The organism is Campylobacter sp. BCW_6467, assembly GCF_001762855.1.
Taxonomy (GTDB): Bacteria; Campylobacterota; Campylobacteria; order Campylobacterales; family Campylobacteraceae; genus Campylobacter_D; species Campylobacter_D jejuni.
In genome coordinates, this window is record NZ_MJXP01000052.1 from 105,505 (window position 1) to 121,859 (window position 16,355).

The following is a 16,355-nucleotide window of genomic DNA, read 5'->3' on the forward strand; positions in this document are numbered from 1 at the left end:
TTAATCCCTTAAAAAGCCTGTTAATGGAGAACTTGCTTTAGCCTCGCTCACACTTGCCAAACCTGCTAAAAAAGCCGCTCTTCCTGCATTTACCGCCAAAGAAAAAGCTCTAGCCATCAAGGTTATATCTTTAGCTTCAGCTATAGCTGTATTTACCATCACCGCACTTACTCCCATTTGCATAGCTTCACAAGCTTGTGCAGGACTTCCAATACCCGCATCTACAATGATAGGCAAATCAATTTCATTAAGCAAAATTTGTATAAATTCCTTAGCACATAAGCCTTTATTGCTCCCAATAGGTGCTGCTAAAGGCATGATAGCCGCAGCTCCTGCATCACGCATAGCTCTAGCTGCGTAAAGATCAGCATGCATGTAAGGTAAAGGCGTAAAGCCCTCTTTAGCTAAAAGCTCACAAGCTTTAATCGTTTCATAATTATCAGGCAGCAAATACCTACTATCGCTTATCACTTCTATCTTGATAAGTTCTCCACAACCAAGCTCTCTTGAAAGCCTTGCAATACGTAAGGCTTCATCGGCGTTTCTTGCGCCTGAAGTGTTGGGTAAAAGTGTGATATTTTTAGGGATATAATCAAGTATATTAGCAATTTCCCCTGTATTTGCACGGCGTAAGGCTAGAGTGATAATCTGCGCTTTAGCTTCTTCTATGGCTGATTTTATAAGCTCTAGCGAATATTTTCCAGAGCCTAAAATAAATCTTGAATCAAACTCGTATTTGCCTATTTTTAATTTATCATTTTTTAAATTTTCTTGCATTTTTACTCCTTATTTGCTAAAAGCTCTAAAACAAGATTACTTTGATGTCCTGCACAAATATTTACCCTTGGTGCCATAAGTCCATTTCCCACCTTAGCACCATTTACCAAATCCCCACATACATAGAAATTTTTAGCAATTTTTCTTGTTTGTATGCTGTTGCTATCACCATAGCCCGCAAGCCCTGAAGCACAGATTAAAATACTATCTTTGTAAAATCTATGAAAATTTTGTGCCATCATCGCTTTTGCGATAGCACCATCAAAGGCTTCGCAAACTATATCTATATCTTTAAACAAAGACTTTAAATTATCCTCATCGATTTTTAAAGTGCAAATTTCAACGCTGATATAAGGGTTAATCTCGCTAATTTGCTCCTTTAAAGCTTCGGTTTTAAATTTACCCAAATCACTCACACGATAAGCTTGGCGATTCAAATTACTAGGCTCAATCACATCAAAATCAATCAACTTTAAAAACCCCACTCCACTTCTTGCCAAATTTATCGCTATATGTGAGCCAAGCCCACCTAAACCACAAACTGCCACGCGCCCATTTTTAAGTTTATCGTGAAGTTTTGGTGTATGTCTTGCTCTCATCATAGCATCTAGTGCATCTTTTGGAGGTAAAGTATTTTTTTCTATGCAAAAAAGCTCATCATCTTCGTTTAAAGCGATATTCTCTTTTGTTGCAAAACCATTGATAATCCAAACATCATTTTCATTTTTGCTGATATTTTCAAAAAATTCCAAACTTGTTTTAAAGTCTGTATCAAGTTCTTTGCCATTGAATTTCACTCTCATCAACCGCCTCCTACAAAGCTTACGATTTCAGCTTTATCGTTTTCTTTTAAAATCAAATTTTCAAATTCACTTTTTGGTATGATTTCTCCATTTAATTCTAAAGCGATAAGTTCGATTTTAAAACCTTTTTCTTTAATAAAATCCATAAATTTAAGCTCTTTTAACTCAAGCTTTTGTCCATTGATAATCATTTTAAACCTTTAAAAATTTTCTATCAAGTCTTTAAAAACAAGGCAAAGTTTTTCAAATTCTTCTATGCTTACTCTTTCATCAATAGCGTGAATTCTATCATTACAAACCCCAAATTCCACTACCTTTACACCGTATTTTGCAAAATATCTTGCATCACTTGTACCGCCTTTGGTATTAAGCTCTGGCACTTCATGAGTGATTTTTTGAACGCTTTCATTCATTTTTTGAACGATTTTATTATCGATATTTGTCAAGAAAGCTTCGCTTGATTGTTTTAGCTCTAACTCATAGTTTAAACCGTGACAAATTTTTTCTACATAGCTTTTTACATCTTCTAAGCTTGTATCAGGAGAATTGCGAACATTAAACATAAGTTTTAAATCATTTGGCGTAACATTACACACCCCCATACCTCCGCGAATATCAGTTATAACGATTTTTGAGGGACTAAATTCAGCACTTCCAGGATCAAGATCAAAACCCGCTAAAAGCTTTAAAACTGGTGCAAAATCATGCACAGGATTGATACATTTTTCAGGATAAGCAACATGCCCTTGTTTTCCGCGGATCAAAAGCTTTCCATTGATAGAACCACGACGCCCTATTTTAATGCTATCGCCGATTTTTTTAACACAGGTTGGCTCAGCAACCACGGCATAATCAGGTAGTATATCTCTTTCTTGCATCCATTCTAAAACAGCCTTAGTTCCATATATAGCTTCGCCTTCTTCATCACTTGTTAAAATAAGACTCAGCCTAGCTCCTTTAAAATCCGCATTCTTTGTCGCATCTACAAAGGCTGCTACTCCACTTTTCATATCTTGAGCACCCCTTGCATAGATAAAGCCTTCTTTTTCCATAGGCACGAAAGCATCACTACTCCAACCCTCGCCTGCAGGCACCACATCTACATGCCCACCAAAAGCTAAATGCTCACCCTCATCTTTAAATTTTTTAGTGAGTAAAAGGTTTTTAATGCCTTCTTTTTCTATGAAAAAAGCTTCAAAATCACTCAGTTCCATAGCGATGAAATTTAAAGCTCCATCATCATTTGGCGTAACAGATTTAAATTTTAAAAGTTCGATTAAAAATTCTTTTGCATTCATTTTTTATCCTAAGAAAGTTTTATATAATAAATTAAGAGCAAAATACTCTATAATTATAGCTGAAATTATATTGATTATAAAAACAACTTTTGCACTAAAAACATGACTATATCTTGCCACCACAAAAGCTAAAGCACTTACCCAAAAAAGTATAGCCACAACAAGCCCTAAAGTCATCAAATAAGCATGATCACTACTTAAAACCACGCTTGCAGCACTAAGCCAAAATCCTATCACAAAAGGATTTGAACCATTTAAAAAAGCTCCTTTAATATAACTTTTCAAAAGACTTTCTTTAAATTCTTTATGCTCTAAATTTAAGCTTTCTTTCTTTTTTCTTAGCATCAAGTACGCCATATAAGTTAAAAAACAAAAACCAAAAATCGCCAAAGAACGCATAAAAATAACATTGTCTAAGAAATTTAAAAGCCCAAATTGAAGCAAAAAAAGATAAAGCATATCTATACTAAATGCTCCAAGTCCTACAGCTATGGAATTTTTAAAAGCTTTTAGTGCATAAGTTAAAATCAAAATATTTACAGGTCCAAAAGGCACACTCACTCCAAAGCCCAAAAAAACTCCACTTAAAAAAGAATCAAACATTACCATCTTTCATAAAATTTTCTATATCAAGTGCGATTTTATCAATAGCGCTTATAATATCTTCTATATAGATTTTATCAAAATACCGCTCTAAATTTGCATCTTTTTCGTAGATATTTAAAATACTTTTTTCGCACATTGAAGCATAACGCCCTACAGGCAAAACCGCCCCACTTGTGCCTATGCTGATAAAAAGCGAAGTTTGATTTAACAAAGAATAAAGCGTAGCATAAGCAGGAGCTTGCTCTTCAAACATAACTATATTGTGTCTTAAATCCTTACTTTTGCATTTTGGGCATTGTTTATCTGTGATTTTTTCATAGCCTATATTAAAAATTTCTTCGCATTTTAAGCAGCGAAGTTCGGGCAAAAAGCCATGCAAATGTACTACATCTTTACACCCTGCACGCTCTAGCAAATCATCTACATTTTGCGTGATGACAAAAAGATTTTTACCCCATTTTTCTTTTAATTGTGCGATTTTTTCATGAGCATGATTTGGCTTTACATTTTGAAGTTGTGCCCTTCTTGCATCGTAAAAATCAAGTACTTTTTTAGGATTTTTTCTAAAACCTGTTGCAGAGCAAACCTCCATAACATCGTATTCTTCCCAGAGTCCATCATTATCTCTAAAAGTTTTAAGCCCACTTGGAGCAGACAAACCCGCTCCGCTTAATATCATAATGTTTTTCATCGCTAAACCTTATAAAATTTACAAAGTTTAGCGAAAAATGCTTTAAGAAAATAAATATTTTTGCAAGATTTTTTCTTTTTCTTTTTCTAATCTATCAAGTTCTATTTTATATTCATTGATTTTTTTCTCAATCTTGTCAGTTATATCTGCTATTTGATCTTGAAATTCCAAAGAAGGAAGTTTAACCCTTAATGCTTTTATTCTATCTATTGAAGCTCTAAGTTTTCTTGAAAATCCTTGTTTTTTACCAGCTTCATTTAAAACAAAACTTATGTATTTAGCATTTATTTTTGTATCATCAACCCTTAATACCCCACAATGATCAGTTGGATAAAACTTTTTATTTTTTGGTATAAATCCCACCATCCAATCTCCATCTATACCCCACAAAACAGAATCATTATCATAATCTTGCAAAATTTCTTTATTAACAAATCCAAATACTTCCAACACATTTGCACTATAAACAGGAATTTGTCCATTTTCAAGCAGCTCATTATTTAAAACTCTTTTTCCAATACTTAGTTTAAAAATTGGATTTGATAAAGCATATTCTTTAATTGTTTTATTAAATGATGATAAAAATTCACTATCCAAATTTATTTTACACAAATTATTAATTTTATCTAAAATAGAATTTAGCTCATACCCCCCCCCATCATCTATAATACCACATTTTTGAAGTATTGCTTTGATTAGCTTTTGGTACTCTTCTATACTCATTCTTATTGTGTTATACTGCTCTTCTACCTTTTCACACTCTGCTACGATTTGTTTTTGAATTTCAAGCGGTGGTTTTGGAATAACCATATTTTGCAAGATTCCTAAATTTATATTTTGTTGCGAAGTTATAATAACTTCGTTATATAATTGAAATTTAAAATAATCAATAGCATACATAAGATATTTATTTATAAATTCTTTATTTGGAATAATAGCTACTATAGCTTGATTTGTTGTCATATCTTCGCCTAATATTCCAACTCTACCAATAGTTGCATAAATTGAAACAACAACAGCACCTTTTTGTATCATTTTTGCATTAGAATTCTTAAAACCCTCTCTTGTAATTTTTTCTTTAGTATCCATAATAACTTGACGATTAGAGTAATCGCTAATTGTTAGCCACTTAATATCCCCATTCCAATAATTTATATTTTTTCTTGATGGTGTTCCTCCCATGAAAAAATCTCCACAAATTTTCAATTTAACCAATGGGTATTGAGACTTTATTTCTTCTCTTTGAGTTTTTGGATTTAAACTTATAGCTTTATTAAATTCCACTTTTTCAAAATCCATCATATCAACAAGCCTTGCTTTTGTAGCATAAGTCTGTAATTCTTGCGGGATAACATCAAGCGTATTTAAAAAAGATTTGTAAATTAAAGTATTAAGCTTAGTCTCATTTTGTGGATTACCTCTTTCAAAAAGTGGGCTCAAATAAGGCTCGTGCAATTCTTTTAAACCTTCATCACCTTTTCTATTGCTCCACTCATAACCTAAAAATTTCTTTTGTTCTTTTATATCACTTGGGGATTTTATGATTAAAACTTCTTGATTAAGACTTAGACAAAAATAAAGCAATTTATCCTTTTCGATTGCCTGAGCATAAGCTAAAAAGGCTTTATCTTCTAAATCTTGCTTATCTTTACTTTCTTTATAAATTTTAGATTCTTTAAGTTTTTTATAATCACTTGTTTGCCTAAATACATTGCGATAATCTTTAAAGGCTTCTAGCTCTGCAAGATTAGAATCTAAGTTTCCATTTAAAAAATTACTATAAAGCTCTTTATCAAATTTTCTAAAATCACAATACGCACTTAGATAATTTTGATAAAAACTTTCATTGTCTTTTAAATTTTCAGCTTCTATGCGTTCTTTAATCAAACTATAATCTTGAGAAATAAGATGATTTTCCTGTTTAAAAGTTTCTTTTTTGCGTAAAAATAAAATAATCGTATTTGTCCCTGTTGCTCCAAATGTTTGATTACCTAGCTCTACAATGGCAATAAAATCAAAATTTTGAAATAATATTTCTCTTGTATTTTTATAAATAGAATCTTTATTTAAAATAGAACTTGGTAAGATAATAGCAGCTTTAGCATTATCATTTAAAATTTGATTTGCTCGCTCACAAAAAAAGCATTCGATAGAATTATTTGTTTCTATATTTATATCATCGTTAAAAAGTTTATAAGTATTTTTAGATTTATCACTTAAAGTTTCTAAAAATCCTTTTACAGAATAAGGCGGATTTGCTATAAGCAAATCAAAACTATTTGATTCTATTTGTGGTTTTGCTTTTTCTCCTTCTAAATTATTTGTATTTGCTAATTCAAAAGAAGCAAGTGCATCAGCGTATAAAATATTGATTTCATTTTGTCCATACATTGCACTTGATACCTTAGAAACCTTACTTAAGCGATACTCTTTTTCAATACCATAAATATTTTTATAATGCTCTTTAAGCTCATCTTCTGTTAGATAACGCTTAAGCTCATTGGCATAGGTGTTTAAAAAATGTCCAGCACCACAAGCATAATCAATCACCCTTAAAGCTTTAGAGTTTTTGCTTAACATTTCTTGAAGCGGTAAAGAATACATAATAAATTCACAAATTTGAATAGGGGTAAAAAACTGCCCTTCATCTTGCTTCATACCTTTTTGCAAAAAAAGTTCAAAAAGATTGCCTAAAAATTGATTTGTAGAGTTTTGGGTAAGCTTGTAATTTGCAAAAAGCTCTACTATTTCTTTTAATACAAGTGCATTTTTTAAGAATAATTCTTTATTATGCACTTCTAAAAATGCAAAATCATTATTTGAATAAAATTTTAATTCTTTGATGTAATTTTGCATTACTTCTTTTAAAGTTTTTATCTTTAATTGCTTAAAGTCTTTTTCTATATCTTCATTAGATACAAAGGTAATTTTCTCTCCTAAGAATTCTTTCATAGCTTCTTTATAAAGCCACATTAATCTATCTTGCATATTTGCATAAGTATCTGCCATTACACCAAAATATCCAAATTTGAGATTGTTTTTATTAAAAGTTTCATCATAAATTTTGCAAAGAAAAATATTTACAAGTTTATCAAAGGCATTTTCCTTGCCTGATATATTATGCTTGCGTAAAATTTTTGCAAATTCGTGATATTTGCCTTCTTCTTTAAGTTCTTTAAGATTATCAAAAGTTGGAGTAATTTCTAAAATTTTATAGGCATTGACACTTGCTTCAAAAATACCTTGTTTAAAATATTGCAGTTCATAACTTTCTTTCCAAGTTTTAAAAGTTCTATATTGTTATTAGATTTTTTATAAGAATTTTGCAATTCCTTTTCTTTTAGATATTCTTCGTTATCGTAAGCTTGTATGATGTAATTTTTATATTCCAACTTATCAATAAAATCACTTGTATAAAGACAAAGATATTTTACACCTTTTTCTTGCTGAAAATAAGAAAAAAGCTGTCCTCCATCTTCTTGCATTCTATTCCATTCTTTTATAAACTCACTATTTTTAGAATCTGTGGTTTTACATTCTATAATCAAATAAGGATTGTTTTCATTATCCTTTACTAAAATATCAGCTTTACCACCTTTCTTATCCCTGCCAAGATTCCATTTTGGCTCTAACTCTAAATGTTCAGCCTTGTAACCTTTTTCTAAAAGTCTATGCACGCATTCAAAAACTACAAAATTTTCAGGGTGTGAAAAATTAGAAGTAGTTTTATCGTGAATTTTTATTTCTTTTGGGTAATTAATACTTTGGTTTTTATAATCTATTAAAAGTGTGTAATTATTGATTGTTTTTACATAATTTTCATTTTTATTTTTAAAGCCTAAGTTTTCTAAAACTTGTTTTAAATTATCTTTTGCAATCATTTATTTCCTTATAATTTTACCACCTTAGCACCAAAGCCACCTTGATTGATCGGTGCGTCATTAAAGCCCTTGACACTTTTATGAGCTTTTAAAAACTCTCTTACCGCAAAGGCGAGCTTTCCTGTTCCTATACCATGATAGATCAAAACTTCATCAAAGCCTGCAAGCAAAGCATCTGAAATAAATTTATCAAGCCTTGAAATAGCTTCATCACTCCTAAGCCCGTGCAAATCCAAGCTAACGCTAAGATTAGTCGGTTTTGCCACACTAATGCTTGTTTTTGCTACTTTTTTTGGCATTGCACCACTTTTTTTAAGCAGTTTTAAAGGCACACGAAGTTTAATCCCATCGCTTTCGACCATAGCATCGTTTTTAGAAATGCTTATGATTTTACCCTTAATTTTTTCATATTTTACAAAATCCCCCACACGCAATTCTTCATTTTGCTCCATACTTGGTAAAATGATTTCTTTTTTAAGTTCATTGGCTTTATTAAGACTTCTTTGCTTGTCTTTTATGTCTTTAAGCTGTATGGTTTTTTTAGCTTCTTCTATGGCTTTGTGAAATTTAAATTCTAAATTTCTCAAACTCGTACGCAATTCTTGTTCATTTTTTTCTTTTTGATCTTTTAAAGAAAGTAAAATTTCATCAACTTTTCGCTCTTTTTTCTCAACATTTTCAAGCTTAGCTTTTAGTTCTAATTCAAGATTGATATTTTTACCCACAAGCTCTTCTAAATTTTCTTTATCCTCGCCATAAAGCTTTTTAGCCTCGCTAACTAAATTCGGCGGAATCTGATAACGCAAAGCGGTTTCAAAGGCATAAGATTTTCCTATAGTACCTTTTAAAAACTCATATTTTGGGCGTGAAAGCTCTTCATCATATAAAGCAGCAATGAGTTCAACTTGCTCATTCTTTGCTAAAAGCATAGCAAGGCGTTTGTGGTGCGTGGTGATGATGATTTTAAGATTATTAGCTATGAGTTTTGAAATTAACACACTATACAAACAAGCCGCTTCTTCAAAATCTGTTCCAAGCTCTATTTCATCAATACCTAAAAGCAAATTTTTCTTAGAAAAAAGTCTAGAAAAATGCAACATTCTTCCTGCAAAAGTTGAAATGTCGTTTTTAACATTTTGCGGATCTTCTATGATGGCATCAAATTCTTTAAAAGTACCAATTTTACTTTCACTTGCTTTGATATGCATAGGCAAAAGATGTTTAGCTAAAAATGCTGCGCTTAGCATGGATTTTAAAAGCATGGATTTTCCGCCTGCATTTACCCCTGTGATGATTAAAACTTGTTTTTTAAATTCCAAACTCACGCTTTTTGGATTTTTTAAGGCAGGATGAGCGAAATTTTTAAGCACTAAATCCGTACTTTGATCACACAAAACAAATTCAAAATCCTTTTTTTTAGCAAGCAAAACCCTAGCACTATAATGATCAAAAAGATCAAAGGCTGTATTGATAAATTTTAAAAAAGGTAGGTTTTTTGCTAAAAAAGCTGAGAAATTTTTAGCGTATTCATAATAAATTTCTTCTTTTTGATTTTTGATTTTTTCTATATCATTTTGCAAATTTTCAACACTTAAAGGCACGATATAAAAGCCGCCACCGCTACTTCTACCTATGATTTTTGCTTTAATAGCGTGATTAAACCCACCTCTTACAAGCAAGGCTTCAAGATTGTTTATAAGATGGATTTGTGTATCGATAAGATAAGGCATCAAAGCTTTTGTGTAGCAAAATTTCTTAAACTCAGCTATTATGCTTTCATTTTTTAATCTTAAAGCAGTATTAAGATTTACAAGTCTTTCATCTAAACTTTCTTTTAACTCCCCTTTTTCATCGAAATTCAAACAAAGCTCCAAAGCCCCGCTAACAAATTCTATCTTTTGTAGCCAAGAGTCTAAATTTGTTCCTAGTTTTATTTTTTTTAACTTTTCAAAATAACGAAAAATTTTTACAAATTCAAAAATTTCATCTAAATGTAAAATTCCTTGTTTGCTTAAATGAACTAAGGCTTTATCAAGATTGCTAAGCTCTGGCATAGTAGGAAATTTCACCTCGCAAAGCTCATGTATGCGTTTAAAATGAAGATTAGAATCTCCTTGTAAAAAAATCTCCTTATCTCTTGCAAAAAGGGCTTTAAACTCTTCTAAATAGCTGTTTAAATCAAGCTTTGAGATCAATTCTTCTTTTGTATCATTCATCATTTAACCTACAATCTTTAATATCTATGATTAAAGAATTAAAACTTTGATTATTATCCTTTGAAATAAAACTTCCTGTACCAAATTCATAATTAAAATACGCCTTAGAAACATTGATATCTTTACATAAAATATTTTTATTTTGATTAAAAGCTACGATAATATCTGTTCTTAAATGACTTTTTTGTGTGTTTTCAAATTCAAAAAATACTGCTAAAACAATAAAAATCACAAGCAAAATACCAAAAAAAGGTTTAGTTTTTTTGCCTAATTTTTCACGCAAAGCAAAAGTGATTAAGGCTAAAATTAAAATAATTAAAAAATATAAAAAAAACCTACTCATTTTTTTGCCTTAATTTGTTGCTGATATCTCCTGCACCAAAACCTATAATAAGCCCTTCTTCAAAAACTTGCCCCTTAGAAGCCACCAAAAATTTACCCTCTCTTTTGATATCTTCTACAAATAAAGCCTTAGGAAAAACCGCTTTTAAATCAAGCCCTATAGGCTCTTCTCCTGCAGCATAAACAGGTAAAATTATAAGCTCGTCTACACCTTCAAAAGCCTTTGCAAATTCCTTTAAATTTGCAGCCAAACGCGTGTAGCGGTGGGGTTCAAAGATAGCTGTGATTTTCTTATATCCGCCTAATTTTGCGTATTCTTGTGCTGCACTTAAAGTCGCTTTTATTTCGGTGGGATGATGACCATAATCATCGATTAAAACCAAATTTTCATCAGCATGTAAAATATCAAAACGCTTTTTAATACCTTGATAATTTTTAAGCCTAGTTCTTATCGTTTCTATATCTAAGAAATTTAAAGCCGCCAAAATCGCCAAAGACGCATCAAGGGCTAAATGATATCCCATGCCAAAAACCTTAAATTTACCTAAATCTTTCAACTCAAAGCTTGTAAAAGGTTTGAAATTTTCTATACACATGGTGCAGTTTTTGATATCTTTGCTTGGATAAAGTTTGATTGACTCATTTTTATAATTTTTCAAAAACTCATCTTCAGCATTAATCACGCGAATTTTAGCCACATCTAAAAACTGCGTATAAGCATGATGGAGTTTTGAAACTTCATTGCCATAATGATCTAAATGCTCTGCTTCTGCATTAGTAACTATAGCCAAATAAGGATTTGAATTTAAAAAAGAACTATCGCTCTCATCAGCTTCAAAAACAAGGTTTTGGCTTTCTTTATAAATCATATTTGAACCAAATTCTTTTAAAATCGCTCCGATAATCACAGAAGCATCATCAAGCAAAGAAGCTAAAATACTTGAAGTCGTACTTTTTCCATGTGCTCCTGCAACTGCAAAAACGCGCTTATCTTCTAAAATAAGAGGTAAAGCCTCTTTGCGTGAAAGGCATTTAATGCCTAATTCTTTAGCGTATTTAAATTCAGGATTTTCTTCTTTGATAGCAGCAGAATAAATAACTAAATCTTTGTTTAAAATATTGTCTTTATGATGAGGGATGCTGACCTTAACCCCTTCTTTTTCTAGTTCTTTAGTGATTTTACTCTCTTTAAGATCACTTCCGCTAATTTTAAAACCTTTTTCTTTTAAAAATCTTGCTAAAGCGGAAATTCCTATACCGCCTATGCCGATAAAATGGATATTTTGCATCATTTAAACCTTTATACTTTAAAGGCCAAATTTTAGCACTTTTTTACTAAAAAGAAAATATAAATCCTATTTTGAAATGCCTAAACGCTCGGCTAATTGATATAAATTTAACTCTCTATAAAATTTATCAAAGTCTTTAGTATAACCATCAAGGTTAAAAGCTTTATTCATATCTTTTAAAGTATCATTACTTTCAAAATAATACCCTTTACCGCCACTATAAATACCTTTTTTATCAATCCATACAGCATCGTTGATCCCAAATTCTAATTTCTCATCACTTGGTCTTGCTAACATATTTCTTCCGCCTACGCTTAAATACTTGACATTATTTAAACTTAAAGCATAAAGAGTTGGAAAAATATCTTTATGAGATCCTACACGATCTTTATCATAATAAATATTATCTTGCAAATCCTTAGGAATATAAAGATAAAAAGGTACACTATAAGCAAAAGCTTTTTGGGAATTTAAATCCATACTCATTTCGCGTACTCTATGATCTCCAGTTGCTGCTATAATAACACTATTCTTAAATGGACTTTGTTTTACTTTATCTAGAAATTTTCCAAATTCATTATTTGCATAAGTATAAGCTTTGATAATATTATCTTGTTTATCTTTTTCATAAGGAAGCATATTAAGCAAAGTTTGTGGAATGTTTTGTAATTTTGGCAAATCATTTTGTGGAATTTTATAAGGTGGATGATTGGATATGGTAAGAGCAATTATAAGGGTTTTATGTGGATTTTTTTGAAGCAAGTCATAAACTTTTTTATATAAAAACTCATCAGCTATCCCATAACCATTTTCACTATCTTTTGCTCCATTATACTCTTTCATTAAAATATTTTCATCTATAATCTCATCTACTCCCAAAATACTGAGATAATTTTTAATATTTTGCCAAGATCCATTACCTGCACTTACAAAAATCACCTTATATCCTGCTTTCTTATAAACAGCAATAGGTGTTAAATCCAAATAAGTTTTCTGAAATTTACTTGTAGAAATATTAGAAAATGGACTTACAAAAAATAAGTTTGCAAAACTTGGTATAGTTCCATTACTAGAACTCAAAAAGCGTTTGAATAAAAAATCTTGCTTAAAATGTTTATCTAATGAACCTAAAAAATTATGTTCTGTATTTGTAAAATCAGCCAAATTAAGCCCAAAACTTTCCATTAAGTTAACAAATACACTAGGATGATTCTTTTCAGCTTTTAGATTTATAGGACTTTGATGCAAATAATCAAAAAGTTTTTCTTTAAGTTCTTGTGCTTTCAAAGGTGTGATAACCTTCAAAGCCGCTTCTTCTTTATATTGTTTTAAAGCCCAAGAAAATGCCATAATTGGATTTAACATTGTATCATTTACAACACTATACTCACTAAAAGAATAATTTTGTACATTTATAGCCACATGCTTAAAGGGGCCCCTTAAGGCTATAACATAAACAATAATTAATATTAAATTTAAAGCTATCAAGGGAAATAATCTTAAATTAACAGGTTTTAGCTTTAAATTTAATATTTTCAAATTTAAAAAAAATACAAAAACTCCAAAAATCAACATTAAAGCTAAAATTTTTAAAATTGGATAATCATGATAAATAATACTTAAAATAGTTTTTGTATTATCATCTTTTAGAGTAAACATAAAAATATCAAATTTAGTCTTGTAAATTTCGTAATAATAGTATTTTACATAAGAAAATCCTATACAAAGACAAGAAAGAACAATTATATAAACGCTTGAAAAAATGAAATAAAAATTTTTACTATATATTACTAACTTATTATTTATTTTTATATTAGAAAAAATTAAACTTAAAAAACCACAAAGCAAGAATGGTAAAAACGCTGCGCTTAAAAATCTTATATCATGAAAAACACCCAAAAGATACATTAAAAAGATTTCATTTTTATCACTAATTAAACCTGTAGGGATGAAAGAATTTTGCATTAAAATACGATTAATGGCAAAAGTTACTATAAATAATACGCTAAAAATAAAAATTTGAAGTAAAATTTTTCTCATATTTACCTTCTTTAAAAATTCTTAAGAATTTTATCAAAACCCCAAAGTTTTCTTGCTTCATCACTTTTTTTAGGCTCTATAATAAGCATTTCTTCTTCAGAACCTAATTTACTTTCTATCTCGCCAAAAGCATTGATAAACAGAGTATCGCCGTAAAAATTCCACTCATCTTTTGTTTTGCCTATGCGATTTACTCTTAAAATGCTTGTAGAATTTAAAAAAGCTCTTGTTTTTAAAAGTTCTTCCCATCTTTGTTTACTTTCAAAGGTACAAGCACTAGGAACGATAACCAAATCAATTTTTTTCGCCATAATCTGTTGCCAAAAAATATCAAAATGCGTCTCAAAACCAAAAAGTAAAGCACATTTTAATTTTTCATAATTAAAAGTAAAAATTTTTAATTCTGATGGAGTTTTGTTGCTGAAAAATTTTTCTTCATTCCAATGTTCATAAGGCATTAAAATTTGCTGTTCATAACTTTTAACACCATTTGGAGTCACTTTTAAGCAAAGTTTTTTATAACTTTTAGCTTCAACGCTTACATAAGGAGCGATGATTTCTAATTCGTATTTTTTAGCAAGTTTAATCAAGCTTTCTTTTTTAGCTTCACTTTGTTCTTTTATCATATTTTTTGGCATATGCAAAAGTTCTGTAAAAAAACTGTTGATCACATATTCGCCCAAAACTACTAAATTTGCCCCATTGTCTTTTGAAGCTTTGAGATAATAATCAAGCCTTGATTCACTTAAAGCTAAAGTTGGAAACTGTAAAGCCGCTATTTTACTCATCGATTTGCTCCACTTCTAATTTTGCTTTTTCAAGCTCAAGTCTTGCTTTTTTGATACTTTCTAAACCCTCTTTGTAAATTTTTACACTTTCATCTAAGGCAAGCTCTTGATTGTTTAATTTTTCCAAAGATTCATTAGCGTGTTTTAAATTTTCTTCAAAACTCATTGATGATTGACCTTGTAATTTGGTGCTTCATGAGTGATAGTAACATCATGTACATGACTTTCTTTAAGCCCTGCGGTAGTAATTTCAACAAATTCAGCCCTTTTTTGAAAATCTTCTATATCTTTAGCTCCAACATAACCCATAGAAGAACGCAAACCTCCTAAAAGTTGATGCACCACGCTTCTTATACTTCCTATATAAGGAACGCGCCCTTCTATACCTTCAGGAACAAGTTTATCTTGAGCAGTACCTTGCTGAAAGTATCTGTCTGAACTTCCCTTTTGCATAGCCCCAAGCGAACCCATACCACGATAAGACTTATATTGTCTTCCTTGATAAGTAAAAAGCTCTCCTGGACTCTCATCTGTTCCAGCTAAAAGCGATCCTATCATAACAGAACTCGCACCTACGGCTAAAGCTTTTGCAATATCACCTGAATACTTAATTCCACCATCAGCTATCACAGGAACGCCAAATTTATTTGCTTCTTCCACACACTCATCAATGGCTGAAATTTGAGGCACACCCACACCTGAAACAATACGTGTGGTACAAATACTTCCTGGCCCAATACCTACTTTAACCGCATCTACTCCTGCTTCACAAAGTGCTTTTGCTGCAGCTGCAGTGGCGATATTTCCTGCGATAAGATCTAAATTTGGATATTTAGCTTTAATCGCTTTTACTGTATCAATAATACCCTTAGAATGTCCATGCGCAGAATCAAGCACAACAACATCAACACCCGCTTCAACTAAAGCATCCACACGATCCATTTGTCCTACTCCTATAGCCGCACCCACGCGTAATCTTCCAAAATTATCTTTATTGGCATCAGGATATTCTTTGCGTTTTTTAAGATCTTTTATAGTGATAAGTCCTTCCAAGCGTCCTTGTTCATCAACTATAGGAAGTTTTTCTACTTTGTTGGTACTGAAAATTTTTTCCGCATCATCTAAAGTACAACCCTTTGGAGCAGTGATTAAAGGCATTTTAGTCATAACATTTTCAACCAAATTTGAAAAATCGCTCTCAAATCTTAAATCACGATTGGTAAGTATGCCTATTAGTTTCTTATCTTCATCTACTACAGGAACACCTGAAATTCTATACTCTGCCATGATTTCTAAAGCCTCTGCAACACTTGCTTTAGGACTTACAAAAATAGGATCGATAATCACCCCGCTTTCACTTTTTTTCACTCTTTTTACTTCTCTAACCTGCGAGGCTATATCCATATTTTTATGAATCACTCCAAGTCCTCCAAGTCTTGCCATCATAATAGCAGCCCTGTGTTCAGTAACTGTATCCATAGCCGCAGAGATTAAAGGCATATTTAAAGTGATATTTTTTGTCAGTTTAGTATGAATTTTTACTTCCTTAGGTAGAACTTCAGAATACCCAGGACGCAATAATACATCTTCAAAAGTTAAAGCTCTTTTTACAATTTTCATCTTT

Annotated in this window: 13 protein-coding genes and 1 pseudogene; all 14 read right to left on the minus strand. The window is 31.0% G+C overall.

The window, feature by feature from the left end; translation table 11 throughout:
• Positions 1–777 carry a thiazole synthase gene (locus AJ888_RS08300; RefSeq protein ID WP_002861774.1) on the minus strand — a complete coding sequence of 259 codons (777 nt, stop codon included), beginning with the start codon at positions 775–777 and terminating at the stop codon, positions 1–3.
• 2 nt (positions 778–779) lie between these two features.
• Complete coding sequence (thiF, locus tag AJ888_RS08305; protein WP_079860830.1) at positions 780–1,583, minus strand: thiamine biosynthesis protein ThiF; 804 nt, start codon at positions 1,581–1,583, stop codon at positions 780–782.
• Positions 1,580–1,771: a sulfur carrier protein ThiS gene (gene thiS / locus AJ888_RS08310; protein ID WP_002830937.1), complete on the minus strand. Its 192-nt coding sequence runs from the start codon at positions 1,769–1,771 to the stop codon at positions 1,580–1,582. Before thiS ends, thiF begins: the two co-directional genes overlap by 4 nt.
• Positions 1,772–1,780: 9 nt before the next feature.
• The gene (gene dapE, locus AJ888_RS08315) at positions 1,781–2,878 is read right to left on the minus strand and encodes a succinyl-diaminopimelate desuccinylase (protein ID WP_070296238.1); all 1,098 of its coding nucleotides are present in this window, start codon (positions 2,876–2,878) and stop codon (positions 1,781–1,783) included.
• Between the two features lie 3 nt (positions 2,879–2,881).
• Positions 2,882–3,481 carry a LysE family translocator gene (locus tag AJ888_RS08320; RefSeq protein WP_002861777.1) on the minus strand — a complete coding sequence of 200 codons (600 nt, stop codon included), beginning with the start codon at positions 3,479–3,481 and terminating at the stop codon, positions 2,882–2,884.
• Positions 3,474–4,175, minus strand: a complete 702-nt coding sequence (locus AJ888_RS08325; RefSeq protein WP_002827318.1) for an SIR2 family NAD-dependent protein deacylase — start codon at positions 4,173–4,175, stop codon at positions 3,474–3,476. The genes AJ888_RS08320 and AJ888_RS08325 overlap by 8 nt, the downstream gene beginning before the upstream one ends.
• A gap of 42 nt (positions 4,176–4,217) precedes the next feature.
• Positions 4,218–8,056 (minus strand): annotated as a pseudogene (locus AJ888_RS08330) (restriction endonuclease subunit S).
• Positions 8,057–8,064: 8 nt separating this feature from the next.
• Positions 8,065–10,275, minus strand: coding sequence for an endonuclease MutS2 (locus AJ888_RS08335; RefSeq protein WP_079861038.1), 2,211 nt, complete (start codon positions 10,273–10,275; stop codon positions 8,065–8,067).
• Entirely contained in the window at positions 10,265–10,615 is a 351-nt protein-coding gene (locus tag AJ888_RS08340) for a hypothetical protein (RefSeq protein WP_002783335.1), read from the minus strand. The genes AJ888_RS08335 and AJ888_RS08340 overlap by 11 nt, the downstream gene beginning before the upstream one ends.
• The gene (gene murC / locus AJ888_RS08345) at positions 10,608–11,906 is read right to left on the minus strand and encodes a UDP-N-acetylmuramate--L-alanine ligase (protein ID WP_079263948.1); all 1,299 of its coding nucleotides are present in this window, start codon (positions 11,904–11,906) and stop codon (positions 10,608–10,610) included. The genes AJ888_RS08340 and murC overlap by 8 nt, the downstream gene beginning before the upstream one ends.
• A 63-nt stretch (positions 11,907–11,969) precedes the next feature.
• Positions 11,970–13,943: an LTA synthase family protein gene (locus AJ888_RS08350; protein ID WP_002853667.1), complete on the minus strand. Its 1,974-nt coding sequence runs from the start codon at positions 13,941–13,943 to the stop codon at positions 11,970–11,972.
• A gap of 11 nt (positions 13,944–13,954) precedes the next feature.
• Positions 13,955–14,731: a carbon-nitrogen hydrolase family protein gene (locus AJ888_RS08355; protein WP_002853489.1), complete on the minus strand. Its 777-nt coding sequence runs from the start codon at positions 14,729–14,731 to the stop codon at positions 13,955–13,957.
• Positions 14,724–14,897 (minus strand): exodeoxyribonuclease VII small subunit, encoded by a 174-nt coding sequence (gene xseB / locus AJ888_RS08360; RefSeq protein WP_002853034.1) that lies wholly within the window; start codon positions 14,895–14,897, stop codon positions 14,724–14,726. The genes AJ888_RS08355 and xseB overlap by 8 nt, the downstream gene beginning before the upstream one ends.
• Positions 14,894–16,351, minus strand: coding sequence for an IMP dehydrogenase (gene guaB, locus AJ888_RS08365; protein ID WP_002894485.1), 1,458 nt, complete (start codon positions 16,349–16,351; stop codon positions 14,894–14,896). Before guaB ends, xseB begins: the two co-directional genes overlap by 4 nt.
• Positions 16,352–16,355 lie beyond the last annotated feature (4 nt).

Excerpts from the sequence above, each read along its gene's own strand:
- AJ888_RS08300 (WP_002861774.1), bottom strand. The coding sequence starts at position 777 with ATGCAAGAAAATTTAAAAAATGATAAATTAAAAATAGGCAAATACGAG.
- thiS (WP_002830937.1), bottom strand. The coding sequence starts at position 1,771 with ATGATTATCAATGGACAAAAGCTTGAGTTAAAAGAGCTTAAATTTATG.
- dapE (WP_070296238.1), bottom strand. The coding sequence starts at position 2,878 with ATGAATGCAAAAGAATTTTTAATCGAACTTTTAAAATTTAAATCTGTT.
- AJ888_RS08320 (WP_002861777.1), bottom strand. The coding sequence starts at position 3,481 with ATGTTTGATTCTTTTTTAAGTGGAGTTTTTTTGGGCTTTGGAGTGAGT.
- AJ888_RS08325 (WP_002827318.1), bottom strand. The coding sequence starts at position 4,175 with ATGAAAAACATTATGATATTAAGCGGAGCGGGTTTGTCTGCTCCAAGT.
- AJ888_RS08335 (WP_079861038.1), bottom strand. The coding sequence starts at position 10,275 with ATGATGAATGATACAAAAGAAGAATTGATCTCAAAGCTTGATTTAAAC.
- AJ888_RS08340 (WP_002783335.1), bottom strand. The coding sequence starts at position 10,615 with ATGAGTAGGTTTTTTTTATATTTTTTAATTATTTTAATTTTAGCCTTA.
- murC (WP_079263948.1), bottom strand. The coding sequence starts at position 11,906 with ATGATGCAAAATATCCATTTTATCGGCATAGGCGGTATAGGAATTTCC.
- AJ888_RS08350 (WP_002853667.1), bottom strand. The coding sequence starts at position 13,943 with ATGAGAAAAATTTTACTTCAAATTTTTATTTTTAGCGTATTATTTATA.
- AJ888_RS08355 (WP_002853489.1), bottom strand. The coding sequence starts at position 14,731 with ATGAGTAAAATAGCGGCTTTACAGTTTCCAACTTTAGCTTTAAGTGAA.
- xseB (WP_002853034.1), bottom strand. The coding sequence starts at position 14,897 with ATGAGTTTTGAAGAAAATTTAAAACACGCTAATGAATCTTTGGAAAAA.
- guaB (WP_002894485.1), bottom strand. The coding sequence starts at position 16,351 with ATGAAAATTGTAAAAAGAGCTTTAACTTTTGAAGATGTATTATTGCGT.